General features: G+C 40.0%; 18 protein-coding genes. 6 read left to right on the forward strand and 12 right to left on the reverse strand.

Translation table 11 applies throughout. The annotated features are described in order from the left end of the window. The first annotated feature begins 174 nt into the window (after nucleotides 1-174). Nucleotides 175-852, forward strand: coding sequence for a nitroreductase family protein (locus ATS74_RS05315; protein WP_058547900.1), 678 nt, complete (start codon nucleotides 175-177; stop codon nucleotides 850-852). Here ATS74_RS05315 and ATS74_RS05320 read toward each other — a convergent pair. Genes ATS74_RS05320 through ATS74_RS05330 form a run of 3 tightly spaced genes read right to left on the reverse strand, consistent with a single transcriptional unit; the run spans nucleotide 845 to nucleotide 5,476 of the window. Then, entirely contained in the window at nucleotides 845-1,906 is a 1,062-nt protein-coding gene (locus ATS74_RS05320) for an efflux RND transporter periplasmic adaptor subunit (RefSeq protein ID WP_058547901.1), read from the reverse strand. The two genes, ATS74_RS05315 and ATS74_RS05320, sit on opposite strands and share 8 nt — an antisense overlap. Continuing rightward, the gene (locus ATS74_RS05325) at nucleotides 1,896-5,168 is read right to left on the reverse strand and encodes an efflux RND transporter permease subunit (protein WP_058547902.1); all 3,273 of its coding nucleotides are present in this window, start codon (nucleotides 5,166-5,168) and stop codon (nucleotides 1,896-1,898) included. The genes ATS74_RS05320 and ATS74_RS05325 overlap by 11 nt, the downstream gene beginning before the upstream one ends. Before the next feature lie 5 nt (nucleotides 5,169-5,173). Further along, nucleotides 5,174-5,476: an ArsR/SmtB family transcription factor gene (locus tag ATS74_RS05330; RefSeq protein ID WP_058547903.1), complete on the reverse strand. Its 303-nt coding sequence runs from the start codon at nucleotides 5,474-5,476 to the stop codon at nucleotides 5,174-5,176. A 274-nt stretch (nucleotides 5,477-5,750) separates the two neighbouring features. Between ATS74_RS05330 and ATS74_RS05335 the strand changes: the two genes are divergently transcribed. Next, on the forward strand, nucleotides 5,751-6,095 hold the full coding sequence (locus ATS74_RS05335) for a rhodanese-like domain-containing protein (RefSeq protein WP_058547904.1): 345 nt from the start codon (nucleotides 5,751-5,753) through the stop codon (nucleotides 6,093-6,095). A 305-nt stretch (nucleotides 6,096-6,400) separates the two neighbouring features. Continuing rightward, entirely contained in the window at nucleotides 6,401-7,435 is a 1,035-nt protein-coding gene (locus tag ATS74_RS05340) for a hypothetical protein (RefSeq protein ID WP_058547905.1), read from the forward strand. A gap of 116 nt (nucleotides 7,436-7,551) precedes the next feature. Here the strand turns inward: ATS74_RS05340 and ATS74_RS05345 are convergent, their stop codons facing one another. Continuing rightward, nucleotides 7,552-8,097 (reverse strand): PH domain-containing protein, encoded by a 546-nt coding sequence (locus ATS74_RS05345; RefSeq protein ID WP_058547906.1) that lies wholly within the window; start codon nucleotides 8,095-8,097, stop codon nucleotides 7,552-7,554. 260 nt (nucleotides 8,098-8,357) lie between these two features. On the opposite strand from ATS74_RS05345, the gene ATS74_RS05350 reads away from it, so the two are divergent. After that, complete coding sequence (locus ATS74_RS05350; protein WP_058547907.1) at nucleotides 8,358-9,107, forward strand: MipA/OmpV family protein; 750 nt, start codon at nucleotides 8,358-8,360, stop codon at nucleotides 9,105-9,107. Between the two features lie 23 nt (nucleotides 9,108-9,130). On the opposite strand, the gene ATS74_RS05355 is transcribed toward ATS74_RS05350, so the two are convergent. The 3 genes from ATS74_RS05355 to ATS74_RS05365 are packed head-to-tail and all read right to left on the reverse strand — an operon-like array spanning nucleotide 9,131 to nucleotide 10,347. Then, nucleotides 9,131-9,748, reverse strand: coding sequence for a LysE family translocator (locus tag ATS74_RS05355; protein WP_058547908.1), 618 nt, complete (start codon nucleotides 9,746-9,748; stop codon nucleotides 9,131-9,133). Further along, complete coding sequence (locus ATS74_RS05360) at nucleotides 9,749-9,931, reverse strand: hypothetical protein (protein ID WP_058547909.1); 183 nt, start codon at nucleotides 9,929-9,931, stop codon at nucleotides 9,749-9,751. It lies immediately after the preceding gene. Between the two features lie 17 nt (nucleotides 9,932-9,948). Next, nucleotides 9,949-10,347, reverse strand: coding sequence for a DUF3224 domain-containing protein (locus tag ATS74_RS05365; protein ID WP_058547910.1), 399 nt, complete (start codon nucleotides 10,345-10,347; stop codon nucleotides 9,949-9,951). Between the two features lie 91 nt (nucleotides 10,348-10,438). On the opposite strand from ATS74_RS05365, the gene ATS74_RS05370 reads away from it, so the two are divergent. Next, complete coding sequence (locus tag ATS74_RS05370) at nucleotides 10,439-12,217, forward strand: ABC transporter transmembrane domain-containing protein (protein WP_058547911.1); 1,779 nt, start codon at nucleotides 10,439-10,441, stop codon at nucleotides 12,215-12,217. On the opposite strand, the gene ATS74_RS05375 is transcribed toward ATS74_RS05370, so the two are convergent. Next, a complete protein-coding gene (locus tag ATS74_RS05375) occupies nucleotides 12,214-12,846 on the reverse strand; it encodes an OmpA family protein (protein ID WP_058547912.1) in 633 nt (210 codons plus the stop codon). The two genes, ATS74_RS05370 and ATS74_RS05375, sit on opposite strands and share 4 nt — an antisense overlap. A gap of 196 nt (nucleotides 12,847-13,042) precedes the next feature. On the opposite strand from ATS74_RS05375, the gene chrA reads away from it, so the two are divergent. Beyond that, the gene (gene chrA / locus ATS74_RS05380) at nucleotides 13,043-14,197 is read left to right on the forward strand and encodes a chromate efflux transporter (protein WP_058547913.1); all 1,155 of its coding nucleotides are present in this window, start codon (nucleotides 13,043-13,045) and stop codon (nucleotides 14,195-14,197) included. On the opposite strand, the gene ATS74_RS05385 is transcribed toward chrA, so the two are convergent. Genes ATS74_RS05385 through speA form a run of 4 tightly spaced genes read right to left on the reverse strand, consistent with a single transcriptional unit; the run spans nucleotide 14,154 to nucleotide 19,177 of the window. Next, the gene (locus tag ATS74_RS05385; protein WP_058547914.1) at nucleotides 14,154-15,413 is read right to left on the reverse strand and encodes a mechanosensitive ion channel family protein; all 1,260 of its coding nucleotides are present in this window, start codon (nucleotides 15,411-15,413) and stop codon (nucleotides 14,154-14,156) included. The two genes, chrA and ATS74_RS05385, sit on opposite strands and share 44 nt — an antisense overlap. Continuing rightward, nucleotides 15,410-16,330, reverse strand: coding sequence for an acetyltransferase (locus ATS74_RS05390; RefSeq protein WP_058547915.1), 921 nt, complete (start codon nucleotides 16,328-16,330; stop codon nucleotides 15,410-15,412). The genes ATS74_RS05385 and ATS74_RS05390 overlap by 4 nt, the downstream gene beginning before the upstream one ends. A gap of 27 nt (nucleotides 16,331-16,357) precedes the next feature. Next, complete coding sequence (locus tag ATS74_RS05395) at nucleotides 16,358-17,236, reverse strand: acyltransferase (protein ID WP_058547916.1); 879 nt, start codon at nucleotides 17,234-17,236, stop codon at nucleotides 16,358-16,360. A gap of 60 nt (nucleotides 17,237-17,296) precedes the next feature. Then, nucleotides 17,297-19,177: a biosynthetic arginine decarboxylase gene (gene speA, locus ATS74_RS05400; RefSeq protein WP_058547917.1), complete on the reverse strand. Its 1,881-nt coding sequence runs from the start codon at nucleotides 19,175-19,177 to the stop codon at nucleotides 17,297-17,299. Nucleotides 19,178-19,331 lie beyond the last annotated feature (154 nt).

The following is a 19,331-nucleotide window of genomic DNA, read 5'->3' on the forward strand; positions in this document are numbered from 1 at the left end:
TTGAATTCTAATAGTTTTTTTATTGCGTTTTTATACCACATAAAAAAAAGGAACATAAGTTACCGCCTGGTTAATTTTGTAACAATAAATAAACAAGACAAGTAAAAATACTTGCCTAGCATTTATTCAGTCGGTATAAAAACCACACACACAATTTATAAGAAGCGTAAAGCCATGCAAAAACATCAAAGCCAACCACTAAACGACTTTATCGAATACCCTCACGATGAAATGCTAAAGCGTGCAAATGAGTTTTTACAAACTAGTCAGCGCCGCCATAGTATTCGCAGCTTTAGCGACCGTCCAGTACCTAAAAATATAATTGAAGCATGTATTAAAGCAGCTGGTACTGCGCCAAGTGGGGCCAATCACCAACCGTGGCATTTTGTGGCTATTAACAGTAGCGATGTAAAAAAACAAATAAGAGAGGCCGCCGAAAAACTAGAGCGTTCTTTTTACGAAGGCAGAGCAGGAGAAGAATGGCTCGATGCGCTAAAACCGTTAGGCACCGATGCTAGTAAACCTTATTTAGAACACGCGCCTTGGCTTATTGCTGTATTTAGTCAAAAAAAGGGCGGCGTAAACACCTATGATAAAAACACCAATTATTATGTGCATGAGTCTGTTGGCTTAGCTACCGGCTTTTTAATTCAAGCCTTGCATCGTTCGGGCTTAGCTACCCTTACCCATACTCCAAAACCAATGAGCTTTTTAACCGATATATGTAAGCGAGATAAAGACAACGAACGCCCTTACATGCTACTTATTGCAGGCTACCCAAGCGATGATGCAACAGTACCTGCCCATGCACTTGATAAAAAATCGCTTAATGAAATTGCGACCTTTATTTAGGGTCGTATTCAATAGCAAGCTTATCGCCGGGATTGAGCCCTGCGATAATATGCTGCCGCCCGTCTATAATGTCTCCTAAACGTATAAAGCGCCTTTGAATATTTTGGTTTTCTATAACGTACACCATATTTAACTCACCAAAATTATGCACTGCCTCTTCAGGCACTAATATACCTTGGTGCTTATTCAATGGTAAAACTAGCTGCGCATATAAACCAGGGATCAAACCTAACTGTAAATCAAAATCGAGCCTAACCAATAAGCTTCGTGCAGCTTTATCGGCCACGGGAATTATTTCACTTACTATCGCTTGGCTTTGAATATTTAAAGAAGGGAAAAAAACGGATAACCCATCCCCAGTTTTAAGCTTTACAGCTTGTCGCTCTCGTATGTTAAATTCTACTTGTAACTGAAGTGGGTTATAAAGTGCCATAAGTGCAGTACCTGGGGTTACAGTATCACCGGGCTCTGCTAATCGCTCTACCACTACACCAGCAATAGGCGCAGTAATTGACGTAAAGTTTAGTGCTATTTTAGCTTGCTCTTGCTGCTGCTCAGCTACAGCTAACTTAGCTGTTAAGGTATCAAATTTAGCTTGTGCATCATCGAGCTCACTTACCGACACCAACTTTTTATCACTCAATTCTTTTACGCGCGCAAGCTGGTTCTTTGCCTGAGTGAGAGAGGCTTGAATTGCACTGATTTGCGCCTTACTTTGTGTAACCTGTGCTTTAAAGTCATCTTGTTGCAGCGTAATAAGCACATCCCCCTTTGATACTCTGTTGCCGGCGCGTACGTTAAACTTTTCTATTTGCGCCATAACCCGTGAGGAAATTTGCGTATTTTGCTTTGCAATTACACTACCAGGTACACGCTCTACTAGCTGTATAGGTTCAAGTGCTACTGTTATTTGTTTACCACTATAGCTTTGCGCTTCAATATTTTTTAAACCCGCTGTTTGCTTTTGTGTAAAGCTTCCTGCCATATATAACACTGCAATAATGATCACAAATAAGGCAAACACTAAACCTAAAATTTTTGATTTACCCTGCATGAGTATTTTCCTCTGTATTTGCAAACACTAAATAGTAAACAAGGGGAACTACAAATAACGAAAATAATGTAGATGCCACAATGCCAAAAATAATAGCTATTGCTAGCCCACTAAAAACTGGATCGAGGGTAATCACTAAATTACCTAATAAAGTTGTGCCTGCAGTTAAAAGGACTGGGCGCATTCGGTGTGTGCCAGCCGCTATAAGCGCCTCTTTAATTACCATACCCTGTACGCGTGCTTGGTTTATAAACTCGACTAAAATAAGTGAATTACGAACCACAATACCAGCCAGTGCTATCATGCCTATCATCGCAGTGGCGGTAAATAAAACCGGCTCTGGGGCTTGTGCAATAGTGCGCTCACCAAACTGATTTAATAACCAAAACCCTGGCATAATACCAATTACCGTTAGTGGAATAGCCGACATTATAATTAACGATAAACTCACCGATTTCGTTTGTACGCGCAAAATAATAAAAATTGCGCTCAGTGCGAATGCAAATGCAATGCCCATATCTCTAAATACATCAATGGTTATACGCCACTCACCTTCGCCACTAAAGGTAACATTTGTACCCTGTGGTAATTGCCAAACAGCGGTCCCTCCGTTATTTAAAAAGTGCCTATTAGGCCAATCGTTTTGCAAAAATGATTCTTGGTTTGCATTAAAGTCTGAATTTACATCGGCAATAACAGCGGCAGGAGTACGACCATTTAACTCTGCAAAAACGTAAATCAAATCTCGTTGATCTTTTCTAACAATAGGCTTAGCAACCTCTAAATTGCTAAACTCACCCACTTCCGAGAGTGATACTAAAGGCCGCGCCGCACTTGTTAAGCCAAACTCACTACTGCTTTTAACTACATCCCTATCACCTCTAATTTGTAGAGCTAATAATTGTGAAAACTGATTTTTTTGCTGGTATGGAAGCTGTAAGTTAATAGCAACTGGCTTGGTTTCGCCGCTTACATACATAACACCTACTTCCATACCCTGCGATGCAATTTGTAAGCTTTGTACAATGTCTTGGGTTGATATTGCCGATAACGCAGCTTTACTTTTATCTGTAATAAATCGTTTTAGAGGTGCGCTTTGAGCTATTGAGGTATCTACTTCAACAACATGTGGCTCTTGCTGAAGTCGTTTAGCTACTTGCTGTGCGGCTAAAGTGTGCGTATTTGCATCAATAAATGGGTCTTTATAAACCTCGGCAACTAGAGTGCTTAATACTGGCGGGCCAGGAGGAACTTCAACCACTTTTATGTTTATACCATTAGCGGCTATAGGGCTTAGTTGTTTACGTAGTCGCATAACTACACCATGCGACTGCTGCTCGCGATCAGCTTTATCAAGTAGTAATACTCTAAGCTCTGCTAAGTTGCTAGCGTCTCTTCGGTAATAGCCTCGAACCATTGCGTTAAAGTCCATACTTGAAGGCTTACCTATGTAGGCAGCTATTTCGTCAACCTCATTCAGCTGCCATGTAAGTGCTTGCACTTGTTGAGTAAATGCAGCTGTTTGCTCTAAACTTGTGCCCTCTGGCATGTCTATTAATACTTGAACTTCATTTTTGTTGTCAAAGGGTAAAAGCTTAAGTGGGACTAAGCGTAATACAGGTAATAATGCACTAATAATAAAGAGCAATAGCGTGATCCAGAGTACCCACTTAGCACGGGTTTTAGTATGTAATAAGGGCGTGAGTACACGTGTATAAATACTTACTTTATCTGCTGTTAAAGGCTTGCCGCTGTTTGGCTTTAAGAGTTTAATTGCAAGCCAAGGGGTGACTAAAAATGCCACCAAAGTAGACACCATTACACTTATTGGCACATTAAACGCCATCGGTGCCATGTACGGCCCCATCATTCCACTTATAAAAGCTAAAGGTATAAAAGCAAACATAATAGTCAGCGTAGACATTAATAACGGTGTACGAATTTCGCTGATTGCCGCCACAATATTGCTTTTTTTATCACCTTTTTTATTTATAAAGCGGCTCATGTTATCGATGCCAGTAATAGGGTCATCAACTAGCAAACCAAGTGATAAAATAAGTGCAAATAAGGTCACGCGGTTAATGCTATAGCCAAATACATAATCAAGCGAAAGCGTAATCCCATAACAAATAGGTACCGCAAGGCCCACTACAATAGCCGCACGCCAGCCTAAAAATACACCTACAAATAATACAACTGTAAATACCGCAAATACTAAGCTAGAGGTTAAGTTATTTACCTTTTCGTTAGCTGTTTTTCCGTAATCTCTTAATACCGTGTAATCAATTTCATTTGGTAATAAAGTACTTTTAAGTTGCGCCATTGCGCTATGTACATTATCAGCAACTGTAACAGCGTTAGCACCCTCTTGTTTGGCCACACTCATTGTTACCATAGGTAAACTTTGATGTTTATTTGATTGGGCTAACCATTGATAATTAGTAGGCTCAGTGGGGCCATCAATTACGTTTGCTATATCACTTATGTATACACTTTTACCATTAACAACATTAACGATAAGCTGTTCAATGGCTGTTTTATTTCTAAGTACATCACCCGCTTGCAGTATTATTTGTTGTTGCCCATCAATAACACTACCTACTTGCGCCAACTGATTAGAGGCTTGCAATGCAAAGTAGACGTCGCTTAATGTAGTTTGGTGCGCCGCTAATGCAGCTGCGTTTAGGTTTATAGTTAAAGCCCGTTCGCGCCCAGCTATTACTTTAACCTCACTAGTGCTAAGTATACGCTGGAGGTTATTTGCTATCTCATTAGCAAAACGTGTGAGTTCATAGTCGCTATAAAGTTTTGGATCTTTACTGTACAGCCCAAGCATAATAATAGGCACATCATTCACTTCCACCGGGCGCACTTGCCAACTACTTATAATAGGGGCCATTGTATGTTCATAGCTATAAAGCTTTGCATATGTATCGAGTATGGCTTGCTCTCGGTTATGGCCAACTTTAAAACGAAGTGTTACTACTGCACCATTAGTTTGAGTAGTAGAGTAAATATGTTTAACGCCTCGCAATTGCGCTAGTAACTTTTCAAGCGGCTCGGTAGCTAAGCGTGCCACTTCGGGGGCTTCTACATTTGGGGTAGATAAGTAAATATCGAGCATGGGCACCACAATTTGTGGCTCTTCTTCACGGGCTGTTTGCTTTAGCGCAAATAACCCGAGCACAACCGATAACACAAAAATAATGACCGGCAAACGGCCACTCAAACTACTTTTTACTGCGTTATCAATTATGCTCACAAGTATTAATCCTTACAAAACAAGCCATATAACATGCCGAGTAATTGCACCGCATTATCGTCAATAACCCGGTAATAAATGGTTTGGCTTTCGCGGCGAGTAGCCACTATTTTAGCTTTCCTAAGTGCAGCTAAATGTTGAGAAAGTGCCGATTGTGCCAAGGGTACAGCCTCGTTTAGTTGCGATACGCTCATTTCTGTATCTTGCAATGAACATAAAATCATTAAGCGATTTTTATTAGCCAAAATTTTTAATAGCTGTTCGGCTTGCGCTACATTGCCAGCCATTGCCGTAAAGTCGATGTTCATAACATGCTCTTATTATAAGAAGTGAATAAAGTATAAATATATATATTAGAAATGTCTAATATTAGAATTTACTAATGTAATAAAAAACAATATAGTAATTAAAAGTCAACACGAGCGGCTACAGTTAATTTTGGCTATCTGAATACTTATACCTTTAGTGACGAACGAAATATGCCTAACTATTTTTACTACACTAAAGTATATGTAATCAGCCTCTAGCTATAGGCGCTCAATGATCAAACTACTACGCAATTTGGCGTTAAGGAACGAACACATGCTTACCTCAATCCCTGATTTATTAAAAGTTATCACGCCTAACCAGCGCCGCATTGATGCAGCTCAAGCAAAGCAAGAGCTTGAGCAAAATAAAGGGCTGCTTATTGATGTGCGCGAACCTGCTGAGCATGCCAATGTAGCTGCGGTTGGGGCAATTAATATTCCTCGCGGATTACTTGAAATGAAGCTAATGGAAATAGAAAAAGACGCAGCCCGCCCTATTTACTTGCATTGTGCCAGCGGTGCGCGCGCCACATTAAGCGCAGAAGCACTAACTCGCGTTGGCTACGAAAACGTAACGGTTATTACTTGTAATGTAGAAAAAGTGCATGAGGTCTTTTAAGTTAAAATTAGCTAGGCGGTCAGTCATGATCGCCGCAACTTTGTTTACACAGCGATTTACTTAAAAGCATCTAACAATCGCCATTACTCTTTTCATCCCCCTATATATAATATTTTTAGTCCGCTTCAAAAAATGTCGAAAAGCTGCGCTACTTTTCAAATACCACATTAACTGAATCTAAACAGTACAACCTTTATTGCTCTTGATGTAAAAAGTACTTATTAACAAGATTGACTATTAGTATTTGAGCTGCCAAGGTTTAACCGAAAAAGGTACGAAATTAACATCTAAGGAAAGAGAAATAAATGAAATGTTTAATCACATTTGTAGCCTTGTTGCTTATGTTTGCAAATATTGCAGAAGCAAATGATAACAACGTTACTTTATTTATGTGCGAGGGCTGTAATTACGATGAAGCCTATCAGTTAGCAAAAGATAACCCCCCATTAACTCAATGCTACTCATCAGACCCAAACGAAATAATCACAATTGATAATCAGGTATGCTACACAACGCCTAAAAAGGTTATAGTTGCAGATTTACTTGGTAAAGAGCATTTTGCATTTATGGTTAGGCATCATAATCAAGGCTCAAGTAAGCTTTATCTTAATAAATATGCTGAATCGATATCTTTGAACACCAATGATAAAACCGCAATATTAAGGTTAAAAACAACTTTTAAAAATTTCTCTACATTTTTAAAAGAAATGCAGACAGAGATAAGTGCATCACCGCTCAAAGTGAGTCAATATACTTCACTTAATATGACTAGTCCAAATACGGCAGACAGCTGCCCTCCACATATAACCGATGCAGTAAAAGCAGTACTTGAAGGACGAACCGCATCCCAATTACAGAATAGGCTAAACAATAAAGCTAAAACTGATTTTAAATACCCAGAACGCTTTTTTCTTGCTAAGGAATTTAGTAGTGAAGGTTTTTCAATTGGTGTAGGCGGAATTTTGTACCAAGGCACTTGGGGAAAAGTAAGTAAGAACTTCAATACACGCGTACGTTTTACTCAAAACCAAGAAGCTCCCCTGAGTGGTACAAGTCAGTACAACGTCGTTTTCTCAGTAAAGTGGATTAAAGAATTTGGTGCACTTAGCGTATCAGTGAACCCCTATTTAACTTATTTAGATGGGATTACCTTAAACCAGCTTAAAACAACATCGATTAATACTGTGGACCAATGCCTTCAAGATGCTTTAGATCAAACACTACCATCAAACACCTCTCCACCTAGCTCTGGAGGTGGTGACGGCTGGGATAATCAAGTTTGCGAAAAACATTATTATATCAATGAAGTAAAAATACTTACAATTAAGGTATCTTGTTAAATCTTCTATAATCATTTCGCTAAATGACGGGTAGCAATAACTACCTGTCATTCAAGCTTTAATAATTAAACACGCCCCTTTTTTCTTCTATTTCTTTACTAAAGCTATTAAATCTCTTACTTTTTCTCATCTAATAACGTGCTTAACATTTGCTCGATATTTTTTACGCTATAAGTAAGTGCGCGTATTAGCTCTAATTGATTTTTCGGGCTTTCTGCATTTGAAAACTTTGCCGGTGCTTGCGCAGCTAAGTTATCTTTTTGCTCAAGTATGGCTTCTCTAAACTCACTGGCGTTTACAACACCAAGTAATGACACCAATGCACCATGACCAGATTGCCCGGCGGTTTCAAAGCTTAAGCGGTATAAGCCAAATAAACGCATAAGAGGCCCTTGGCTCAGCCCAACATCGGTTATTTTTTCAAGTGGTATCGATTTTTCTTCTTTAAATAAAATACCGCGTTTAACAACCAGTTTTTGCGTGAGTAATTGCGCCGACATAGCCGCTAAAATTTTACCTGCCACCAGCCAAACAATAATTAACACCACAGGTATGAGCGGAATAGTCACCAAGGCTAAGGCGCTAAAAAGGCATGCCGTAGTCATCCAGTATTGCTTCACTTTGGGATCAAAGCTGGCACTTTTTAAAATAGGGTTGCTCATTGGTTTATCCTCATACCCATTTTATTAAATCTAGGGAGTGTGTCTTTATTGATTGAGATAGTTAAACACGCTTACTGTATTAAACTTACGTGATCAACGGCTTCAATGCAATTTAGCCACTTACATGCAAATATACTTTCACACACTCTATTACAAACACCAACAGTAAATATAGCTACACTAAAGCCTATTAGTTTTGAGATGCACTTAAATTGTCTCAGCAATTTATCTTTTTACTTATTTAACACCTAAGGCTTTTAATGAACACTTATATTAAAAACTCAATACGGATATTAGTTGGCACTCTAACGCTTTGTAGTATTGCTGCTCAGGCTGAGTCGCAGTTTTCATTAGGGGGCGGCGTTATTTCTACCAGCTCCCCTTATGCGGGAACCGACAGTGAAACACTTTTTTTACCTATCATTACCTATGAAGGTGAAAGACTTAGTTTTAGAGGTTTGTCACTTGATTATAAATTAGTGGAGGAGCAAGGTTTTAATTGGTCATTAGTTTTAGAGCCTGGCGATAACTTTGATACCTCAGATTCAAACCTTGCAGCCATTAAAGCCTTAGACGACAGAAAACTGCCTCTTTATGCTGGCACTAAGGTTAGCTACTCTGCAGGTTTTGGTAAAATAAGTGCAAGTGCTACTCATGATGTAATAGGCCACGGTGATGGCGCTAAATTTAAAACCAATTACAGCTACCCAATTAAGTTATCTAAGCAATTAATGCTTACTCCTTCTGTGGGTATTGAGCTAAATAGCAGTGATGTATCTAACTATTATTATGGTGTAGCAACCGGTGAATCTACCACCTATGCGCCTTACGAACTTGGTTCTACAGTAAACTACAATGCGGGTTTATTTTTGATGTATTACATTAATAAAAACTGGAACGTAAACGCTATGGTTAACTATCAACAGCTCGATTCTGACATTGAAGACTCACCCATTATTGATACCGATAACACTACTACCGTTATGATGTCGGTTAACTATCGTTTTTAATATTATTAGCGTGTGACAAATATTTACACGCTAATAATTACTTTAACAGCAAGGGCAATAAATATAATTCCTAGTATTTTATCAAGCCATGGGTTTTGCTTGGTAAAACCCAAGCGGTTTTTTGAAACCTCTGTCAGTAACGCCACCAGTAAATACCAGCCGGTATCAATTACAAATACCGTTAAGCACATAATAATACCAATGCTTAAAGTAAGGTTTTGCGGGTCTATAAATTGCGAAAACAACGCTAAAAAGAAAATAGCGAGTTTTGGATTTAAAAACGCAATGGCAAAGCCATCTTGTAATGCTTTAGCTGCACTTACCTCACTTTTATGTATTTCAAGTTCGTCATTACTTGGTTTTGCTAGCAATATTTTTATGCCTAAATACGCCAAATAGGCCGCACCTAAGTAAACGAGTATTTGATAAACTGTTGGAAACTGCGTCATTAAAGCGCCTAACCCTAATAACGATGCACCGGCATACAAGCCAACGCCAGTGCCATGACTGAGTGCGGCAAGCATACCGTTTTTCATACTGCCGTTAAGTGAGTGCTTTAAAACCACCGCCAAACTTGGCCCTGGCGACATTGCGCCCATCATGCAAATAGCCGCTAGGCTTAACCATACTGAAAATGTCATTTAAAGCTCGTCAGTTTCAATAAGTAACGTATAGCCGTGCACTTGCCCATAAAAACCTGCCAATGGCACTGCGTTTAACACTTTCCAACCATCTTGGTTTAATTCCTGTATGCGATCATTCAGTGCGGCTATATCTACGCCACCCAAAAAACGAGTCTTTCTAAATTCGATTACTTTTTGCATCTTAATCCTTGTGTAACTTATAACGTGTATTCAAAATCGTAGTAGTGAATCCCTTGCTCAATACGTATTTTCATACTGCCCATTAACCCTTCTAGCTCATGAGTGCCTGAGTCGGGAATTACGTTTAAAATTAGGCTATCTTGGCCTTTATCCATAGTACCAAAATGCTGCAATACAAAGCTGCCTTTTTTGCCTTCAAGTTCGCCTATTACTTGCTCTATAGCAACATAACCGGCACTGCCTTGCGTGGGTGTCATGGCGCTTAGCATTTCGCCTTGGCTGGTGGCATTTAAGCTACCTTTAAAAGTTTTATCTATCGACATACGCCCTAAATTAATACCATTTTGGCCGCTTGCGTAGCCTTCTATAGGGGCTAGGTTTACATTAAATTCTCCACTTACGGTTGCTGTAGTCATAACGTTTCCTTATTGAGGCTAATATTTAAAAGTATTGATTTTTATTATCTTAGTGCCATATCTATACCTTAACATTTAAAAAGAATCCACTATGTCAAAAACAACACCTAAGCCCGAAAAAGCCGCCTTTAGTAGTTTATTACCTATTTTTGCGTTTATTAAACCGTATAAATGGATGGTAGTAGCGGCGCTTGCTGCCCTTTTAGTCACAGCAGGTGTTAACTTATCATTAGGGCAAGGCGTTAAATTTGTCATAGATCATGGCTTTATCGCAGGCTCCCAAGCCCAGTTACAACAAGCTGTATTGGTACTTATTGGTTTGATTAGCTTATTAGCCGTGGGCACGTTTAGCCGCTTTTATTTAATGTCGTGGATTGGCGAACGAGTCAGTAACGATATTCGCAAAGCCGTGTTTAATCGCATTGTTACCTTGCACCCAAGCTACTTTGAAGAAAACCGCAGTGGCGAGCTTATGTCGCGTTTAACAACCGACACCACTTTATTGCAATCGATTATTGGCTCATCGTTTTCTATGGCACTGCGTAGCGCATTAATGTTGGTGGGCGGCTTAGTAATGCTGTTAGTTACTAACTTAAAGCTTACCCTTGTCGTTGTTGCTTGTGTGCCGCTGGTATTAGTACCCATGATGGTATTTGGTAAAAAGGTGCGAAAACTTGCAAGTTCTAGCCAAGATGCAATAGCCGACATAAGCACCTATGCCGGCGAGATCATTCAAAACATTAAAGTAGTACAAAGCTATAGCCATGAAGCGCAAGAGCAGCACGCTTTTGCACTTGAAACCGAAAAAGCCTTTAGTGTGGCCAAAAGCCGTATTAAGCAACGCTCATTTTTAATTGCAGCGGTCATATTTTTAACTTTTAGCGCTATTAGCGCAATGCTTTGGGTAGGCGGTAGTGACGTATTGGCAGGTACTATGACTGGCGGTGAGCTAGGCGCCTTTGTGTTTTACGCTATTATGGTGGCTATGTCGGTGGCAACCGTTGCAGAGGTTTACGGCGAGCTGCAACGTGCAGCAGGTGCTGCGGCGCGCTTACTAGAGCTACTTGCAGTTAAAAGCGAAATAGAAAACCCAATCACTTCACAAGACGATAAGCTATTAGTAAACACTAATAGCCCGGCTATCGAACTTGAAAACATTAGCTTTAACTACCCATCTCGCCCCGATGTAAGCGCCCTTAACAAAATAAGCTTAACTATAGAGCAAGGTAAAACCGTTGCCATTGTTGGCCCCTCTGGCGCAGGTAAAACTACGTTATTTGAATTACTACAGCGCTTTTACGATCCAGCAAATGGCGCGATTAAATTTAATGATGTAAACATTAAAGACTTATCGCTTAATACCCTCAGAGGTAAAATGGGCATGGTGGCTCAAAACCCTATTTTATTTAGTTCAGACGTAATGCATAACATTCGTTACGGCAACCCAAATGCCACTGACGAGCAAGTATACGCCGCTGCAAAACATGCCCATGCTGATGAATTTATTAAACAATTACCGCAAGGTTATAATAGCTTTTTAGGTGAGCAAGGGGTAAGGCTATCGGGTGGGCAAAAGCAGCGAATTGTACTGGCGCGCGCTATTTTAAAAGACCCTGAAATACTGCTTTTAGATGAAGCGACCAGCGCACTTGATGCGCAAAGTGAGCATCATGTACAAGCGGCGCTTGAGCACTTAATGCAAAATCGCACCACGTTAATTATTGCCCATAGGCTAGCAACGGTTAAGCATGCAGATGTAATTGTAGTAATGGAAAATGGGGAGATAAAAGCAACAGGGAGCCACCAGCAATTGCTAGCAAGCTCCCCTTTGTATCAGCGTCTTTGTGAATTGCAGTTCAACAAAAATTAATCTTCAGTGTTTGGCACTATTTGAATTTCTACACGGCGGTTTTGAGCACGGCCATTTGCGCTATCGTTAGTCGCAATTGGACGTGTTTCGCCATAACCCATAGTACTTACACGCTCAGCCATAATTTGCTGATTAACTAAGTAGTTTTTAACGCTTTGAGCACGCTCACGCGATAGGTTCATGTTGTAGCTATCTTTACCTGTGCTATCTGTGTGGCCTTCAATACTTAGGTACGTTTTTTCGTATTTGTTCATCACTTTAGCAATCGCATCTAAGGTGTCGTTAAAGCCAGACGAAATATAAGATTGATCAGTCGCAAAGGTAATATTAGATGGCATAACTAAACGCAGGTTATCGCCTTCGCGTACAACTTCAACACCCGAGCCTGCAAGTTCATCACGAAATGCTTCTTCTTGCTTATCCATGTAATTACCAACTGCAGCGCCAGCTAGTGCGCCAATGGCTGCGCCTATAAAAATACGCTTATCTTTATGGTTACTTGTTGCTTTGCCTAATACGCCACCGGCTGCTGCGCCAATAGCCGCGCCTTTGCCGGTATTATTCATTTCACAGCCGCTTAGTAATACTGCGATAACTGATGCACTTATTAGTGATTTAGTTAATGTCATGATGATGTCCTGTTCGTTCTAGAATTACCAAGAGTATGCAAATACATCTATGAACAAACTATGAAGTGTCTGTTAATTTTTAAGTAAAATTAACTTTAGCAACGCATAAAGCGGTAAACTCAGCAGTGTGTTTTTAATAAAAATGTCATACTAGTTTGTGACAATTTAATGAATTTTGAAAAAGGACTCTAGCTCAATGTTATTAGCTATTTTTAGGCAGTTTTTTTTGCTTGGGTGTATGAGCTTTGGTGGCCCAGCCGCACATTTAGGCTATTTTAAACGCCATTTTGTAGATACATTAAACTGGCTAACCAACACTCGTTATGCCCAGCTTATTAGCTTAAGCCAAGCTCTTCCAGGGCCAGGCTCTAGCCAAGTAAGCTTTGCTATTGGTGTAGAGCGAGCGGGCGTACTTGGCGGAATAGCTGCGTTTATTGGTTTTACACTGCCTTCATTTTTAATTATGGTGCTACTTGCTATTAGTGCGCATCAGTTTGATGCCGTTTACTTTGCAATTATTGCCGGTTTAAAGCTATTTGCAGTGGTAATTGTTGCCGATGCCACGCTAAGTATGGCTAAAAGCTTTTGTACAAGCATTACTTTAAAGTTACTTGCAGTACTAAGTACGCTTGCCTTAATACTATTGCCAATGATGGGCACCCAAATCGCTATTTTAGTAATTGCTGCAACAATAGGCGCGGTTTGGCCTTTATTAAAATTAAACACAAGTGCGGCGCAAACAAGTGATTCCAAAAACACTGTAAATTGGCTTCCACTAGGCTTATTTGCTTTATTGCTGTGTATTAGTTTTATTCCTTTAGGGCGAGAATTTGCTTTGTTTACCCCTTTTTACCAAGCGGGTGCCATGGTATTTGGTGGCGGACATGTTGTGCTTCCTGTTCTGCAGGCAGGTGTACCAGCACTCAGTGATGAGCAGTTTTTAAGTGCCTACGCCAGCGCTCAAGCTGTACCTGGACCAATGTTTACAATAGCTACTTACCTAGGCGCGCAACTCACTTCAGAGCAACCCTTAATAGGGGCCATAGCTGCAACCCTACTTATTTTTACACCGGGTTTTTTATTAATGCTGGCGTTTCAAAAAAGCTGGTTAAACCTGGCAAGTAAACCTCGCTTTGCAAGCTCTATTGCTGCGCTTAACGCTGCCGTAGTGGGCTTTTTAGCGGCGGCTTTGTACTCACCTATTTGGACATCGGCCGTTCACAACCTATGGCAGGTTGCACTGGTTATTGCTGCTTTTGCATGGCTAAGATTTAAAAAGCCACCTATTTGGTGGCTCTTAGCTTTATTTATTGCTGTGGGCCTTGCTCAGCACTATTTGCCACTACTTTGAACGTAGGCTTATCTGTTTGTTGAGCGTTAGGTTGGCTTAATTGCCCACTTACGCTCTGATATGCTCTAAGGCCAAACACCGGCAGTACCGCAAGCAAGTGGTCCATAATTTCGGCTTGTAAGTGCTCATAAGAAATCCAGCGTTTATCTTCGCTAAAGCAGTAAAACTCAATAGGTAAGCCATGGTTTAATGGCTGAAGCTCTCGTACCATTAACGTGAGCGATGTATTAATTTTATTATGTTGCTTTAAGTAACCCTCTGCGTAACGACGAAATAGACCTAAGTTAGAGACCGGATCAGGTAATGACGCAACACGTATATACTCATGCAGCGGAATAGCCGCATCTATTTGCTTTCTAAACTCGTCGCTTACTAAACAAATGCTATGCATGTCTATGTTTAGTGAGCGCTTGATACGTCTACCGCCTGATTCTTGCATTCCACGCCAGTTTTTAAACGAACCCGCAACCAGCATATAAGTAGGAATAGTAGTAATGGTGTTATCCCAGTTGCGCACTTTTACAGTATTTAAACCTAAATCTATAACCTCACCATCTGCGCCATAGTTTTCTACTTGGATCCAATCACCGTAAGTAACTAAGCGATTTGCCGCAATTTGAATACTCGCTACAAAGCCTAAAATAGTGTCTTTAAATACTAATAAGGTAACAGCGGCTATTGCACCAAAACCAGAGAGAATATACGTAGGTGATTTTTCAAGTACGATACTCACTATTAATATTGCACATACAATAAACGTAATAAGTTTTACGACTTGTAGTAAGCCCTGAATAGGCACTTCGCGTGCAAAATCTAGCTGGTTATAAATAGCACCAGCTATACTCACTATACTGCTAAAAATAAAGCCTACGTGAATAATCAGTATGCCTTGCCCAATCGTTTTTAAAATTTCGGCGGTTAGCTCATTGACTGGGTACACGCTATCAAAGGTTGCTAAAAAAAGTACACTACATAGCATACCTGCAATACGTTTATTGAGTTTATTAAGCAACGGGGAGAGTAAACCAATACGCTCAGGAGATAACTTAGTAACAACCTTTTGAATTCCCGGAAGCATCAATCGGCGTGTAAATAAATACACAATTAATAATGATAAAATGCCAATTGAAGCTGCCGTAATTGAGCTAAGAAAATTAGCATCGGGGACTTTTTCAAACCAAGGGGCAATTAAATCCTGAAGGTGTGTGTTGGTCATAGTGTTTCAATTTCCTTACTGACTTGTGGTTCAGGTAAATCTTGTTGAGCATAAATGCCGGTGAGCTGCCTATCTTTAGCAACCCATAGCTCATTAACGTACTTTTGAAAATCGCTTCTAAATGCTTTGTCGTGTTGATAGCTGCCTAGCATTTGCTCATTGATAGGTGTCACATCAATAGAGACATAAATTGAATTAAGCTCACCTGTTAAAATATTACGACACACATGGCTGGTTTTACCGCTGTACACTACGCTCGAATTTAACATAGCGTCAAATTGTTCACCCAGTACCTCAAGCGCAAAGGCGATGCCACCAGCTTTAGGTTTAAGCAAATGTTTAAAAGGACTTTGCTGACTTGTATGTTTTGCTGGTGTGTAGCGGGTGCCTTCTACAAAATTGATTATTGTAGTGGGGTTTCGTCTAAAATTACGGCAACTATGTTTTGTACGCTCAACATCTAAACCTTTAAGTTTTGGGTTTTTAGCGAGCTGTGCTTTACTCACGCGCTTCATAAATGGCATGCCCATAGCCCATGCACCTGAGCCAATAAAAGGCACATACTTTAATTCATCTTTTAAAAAAAACTTTGGGGCAGGTAATTTATGCAATGAGCTAAGTACGGCTATATCTAACCAGCTCATATGATTACAAATAAGTAAGTACCAACTTTGCACGTTTAAATCGCCATTTATATTTACTTCAATATTAGGGCAACCTAACCATAAGCCAAACCTATTACCATTACACCAACCACGATAAACACGGTGTAAAATAGTATTTATTACACCCAAAGGGAGCAGCATTTTAACCAGCCCAAACAGTAGCACTAAGGTGCCAAAAATAATCACATTAGAGAACAATACACAGCCTACAATTAAGCCATTAAGCCAATTTGGTAACCACTTTTTTAGCATAACTGTAAGCTCATTATATTTGCCTTATTATTTATGGTTTTGCTCAAGCTGCTGTAGCGTTTGCTCTTTTTCTTCCCATAAACGGTTTAGTTCACTTTGAAAGCCCACTCTAAATTCAGAGTCGCCAGTGTAATCACCAATTAGTTCTTCGCTTACTGGGCGTATATCTACGTGTACGTTAATTTGCTTCACTTTACCACCTGCAAAATCCATAAACGTAGGTATGCCATCTGGGTAATGTATGGTTACGTTAACCACTTTAGAAATTTGCTCACCCATCGCCTGCATTACAAATGCAATACCGCCCGCCTTTGGTTTTAACAAATGTGGGAAAGGGCTACTTTGACGCGCATGTTTTTGCTCTGTAAAACGAGTACCCTCTACAAAGTTAACAACGCTTACTGGCATTTCTTTAAATTTTTCGCAGGCTTTACGGGTTGTTTCTAGGTCTTTACCACGTAATTTAGGGTTCTTTTTTAACTGACTTTTACTGGTGCGAGTCATAAATGGAAAATCGAGCGCCCACCAACACAAACCTAAAATTGGCACGTAAATAAGCTCTTTTTTCAAAAAGAAGTTTAAAAATGGAATTTTGCGATTAAACACTCGCTGTAGTACTAAAATATCTACCCAGCTTTGGTGATTGGCAATGACTAAATACCAATCTTTAAGTTTGGTTTCTTCAAGGCCAGTTACATTAATTTTAGTGGGTGTAAAAAGGCTCTGATTTAAGCTATTAAACGACACCCAAATAGTGGCACATTGCTTAGCAACCCAACTTAAAAGTTTTTGTAAGGGTTTGATAGGAATTAACTTTAATAACCCACAAACAAAAATGGGCACAAACCAAATAAGCGTGTTTATTGTGTAAAAAATAATACTAAATACACTGCGAATAACTGACATTACTTCCATTCCTTTAAACAGTGCGCAGCAACTAATACTGCGCTTATATTTACGTATAAATTAATCTTCAAAATAGGTATAGCCTTCAAGGCCTGCATTAAGCTCTGCTAAATATCCCTCTTTGCATTGCTCGGATACAGTTAACTTATTAACCTGATAAGCAAAGTTATCCGCCAAAATGGCGCTATCATAGTCAACAAACTTTAATACATCCTTAACGCTATCACCTTTAATGGCATTGGTTAATACATAACCTTCATCATTTAGCTCAACATGTACTGAGTCGGTATCACCAAATAGGTTATGTAAATCACCTAAAATCTCTTGGTACGCACCCACCATAAACATAGCAATGTGGTATTGCTCGCCGGGTTTGTACTCAGGAATAGGTAGGCTGGTTTCTATACCTGCACCTTCTACGTATTCACGAATTTGTCCGTCAGAATCACAGGTTATATCTTGAATAATTGCGCGCTGAGTTAAAGGCTGATTTAGGCTTTCTATTGGCATAATCGGAAATAACTGCTGAATGCCCCAAACATCAGGTAACGATTGAAACAGTGAAAAGTTAACAAACAGTTTATCAGCAAGCTTTTCGTTTAAATCGTCGAGTACTTCGCGGTGTGCGCGGGCATTATTGCTAAGCGATGCACGTACGCGATGTAAAATAGTAAAGTATAACTGCTCTATTTTTGCCCACTCTAACATGCTTACTAAACCATGCACGTATTGATCGTGTGCTTCGCTAAATAGGTGCATCGCATCGTGATAAATTTCCAGCGCCATACGCGGGTTTAATCGTTGTAAACACTGCCACATTTCATCAAGTACTAGGGCACTATTTTCAATAGGTGGCTCTGGGTTTAAATGATTAGGTGCTTTTTCTACATCAATTACATCAGTAATTAACACAGCGTGATGAGCCGTTAAAGCGCGGCCCGACTCAGTAATAATGGCCGGGTGTGCAAGGTTATGTTGGTCGCACACTTCAGCAAAGGCATTTACTACGTTACGTGCGTACTCTTCTACTGTGTAGTTCATCGAGCACGCACTGCGAGAGCCTGAGCCTTCGTAATCAACGCCTAAACCACCACCGACATCAACCGTATTAAGTGGCACACCTAACTGAGTAAGTTCCGCAAAGTGACGCGCACATTCGCGCAGGGCGCGGTGTATGTCACGTATATTGGCAATTTGAGAGCCAATATGAAAATGCACCATTTGCATTAAATGCAACTTATTATGCTGCTTAAGTACTTCAACAGCACTAAGCACTTGCCCTGCAGTTAAACCAAACTTACCTTTTTCACCACCGGTATTTTGCCACTTACCTTTACCCACTGAGTTTAAGCGAATACGAATACCAATAGCAGGCTCTATGCCTAAGTTGTCTATTTCTTCAAGTAAGGTAGTGAGTTCTGATAGTTTTTCTACCACTATTTTAACGCTGTGCCCCATAGCTTGACCAATACACGCTAAACGCAAAAACTCACTGTCTTTATAGCCATTACAGACAATAGTAATTGGCTCTTTTGCAACGCCTAAAATAGCCATAAGCTCCGGCTTTGAGCCAGCTTCAAGGCCTACTAAACCACTAGGATGGGCAAGTAACTTACTTACCACAGAGCGTTGCTGGTTTACTTTTATTGGGTATACACAAGTATATTTACCTTGGTATTCACGGCTGCTTTGCGCAAGCGTAAAAGCATTGGTAAGTGTATCAACGCGGTTTTTTAAAATATCAGTAAAGCGTACAAGTACAGGCAAGGTTAAACCTTGTTGTTTAAACTGCTCTGTTAATTGTGTTAAAGAAATAGCGCTTTTGGTTTGGTCACCATCTGGGTAGGCTACCAACTCGCCTTGTGCGTTTATATCAAAATAACCATCACTCCAATGAGCAACGTTATAAGTAGCGCGTGCTGTTTCTAAACCCCAGGTCATGGCAACTCTTCTTTAGTCAATTTAGCTATAAAGGCGCATTTTAATACGTCAGTACTGGCTAGGCTAACAAAAATTGAACTTTCACTCACCCCTAGCTAACTTTATTCGTTAAATAGGTTAAAATTTCATTGAGCAAAACGACAAGCACTGGCAG

It is taken from the genome of Pseudoalteromonas sp. H103, assembly GCF_001469205.1.
Lineage (GTDB): Bacteria > Pseudomonadota > Gammaproteobacteria > Enterobacterales > Alteromonadaceae > Pseudoalteromonas > Pseudoalteromonas carrageenovora.

What these genes read in the sequence shown, in the direction of transcription:
- chrA (WP_058547913.1), top strand. Translation starts at nt 13,043, where the DNA reads ATGTTATTAGCTATTTTTAGGCAGTTTTTTTTGCTTGGGTGTATGAGC.
- ATS74_RS05340 (WP_058547905.1), top strand. Translation starts at nt 6,401, where the DNA reads ATGAAATGTTTAATCACATTTGTAGCCTTGTTGCTTATGTTTGCAAAT.
- ATS74_RS05395 (WP_058547916.1), bottom strand. Translation starts at nt 17,236, where the DNA reads ATGTCAGTTATTCGCAGTGTATTTAGTATTATTTTTTACACAATAAAC.
- ATS74_RS05365 (WP_058547910.1), bottom strand. Translation starts at nt 10,347, where the DNA reads ATGACTACAGCAACCGTAAGTGGAGAATTTAATGTAAACCTAGCCCCT.
- ATS74_RS05350 (WP_058547907.1), top strand. Translation starts at nt 8,358, where the DNA reads ATGAACACTTATATTAAAAACTCAATACGGATATTAGTTGGCACTCTA.
- speA (WP_058547917.1), bottom strand. Translation starts at nt 19,177, where the DNA reads ATGACCTGGGGTTTAGAAACAGCACGCGCTACTTATAACGTTGCTCAT.
- ATS74_RS05345 (WP_058547906.1), bottom strand. Translation starts at nt 8,097, where the DNA reads ATGAGCAACCCTATTTTAAAAAGTGCCAGCTTTGATCCCAAAGTGAAG.
- ATS74_RS05330 (WP_058547903.1), bottom strand. Translation starts at nt 5,476, where the DNA reads ATGAACATCGACTTTACGGCAATGGCTGGCAATGTAGCGCAAGCCGAA.
- ATS74_RS05315 (WP_058547900.1), top strand. Translation starts at nt 175, where the DNA reads ATGCAAAAACATCAAAGCCAACCACTAAACGACTTTATCGAATACCCT.
- ATS74_RS05375 (WP_058547912.1), bottom strand. Translation starts at nt 12,846, where the DNA reads ATGACATTAACTAAATCACTAATAAGTGCATCAGTTATCGCAGTATTA.
- ATS74_RS05320 (WP_058547901.1), bottom strand. Translation starts at nt 1,906, where the DNA reads ATGCAGGGTAAATCAAAAATTTTAGGTTTAGTGTTTGCCTTATTTGTG.
- ATS74_RS05385 (WP_058547914.1), bottom strand. Translation starts at nt 15,413, where the DNA reads ATGACCAACACACACCTTCAGGATTTAATTGCCCCTTGGTTTGAAAAA.
- ATS74_RS05335 (WP_058547904.1), top strand. Translation starts at nt 5,751, where the DNA reads ATGCTTACCTCAATCCCTGATTTATTAAAAGTTATCACGCCTAACCAG.
- ATS74_RS05390 (WP_058547915.1), bottom strand. Translation starts at nt 16,330, where the DNA reads ATGCTAAAAAAGTGGTTACCAAATTGGCTTAATGGCTTAATTGTAGGC.
- ATS74_RS05360 (WP_058547909.1), bottom strand. Translation starts at nt 9,931, where the DNA reads ATGCAAAAAGTAATCGAATTTAGAAAGACTCGTTTTTTGGGTGGCGTA.
- ATS74_RS05370 (WP_058547911.1), top strand. Translation starts at nt 10,439, where the DNA reads ATGTCAAAAACAACACCTAAGCCCGAAAAAGCCGCCTTTAGTAGTTTA.
- ATS74_RS05355 (WP_058547908.1), bottom strand. Translation starts at nt 9,748, where the DNA reads ATGACATTTTCAGTATGGTTAAGCCTAGCGGCTATTTGCATGATGGGC.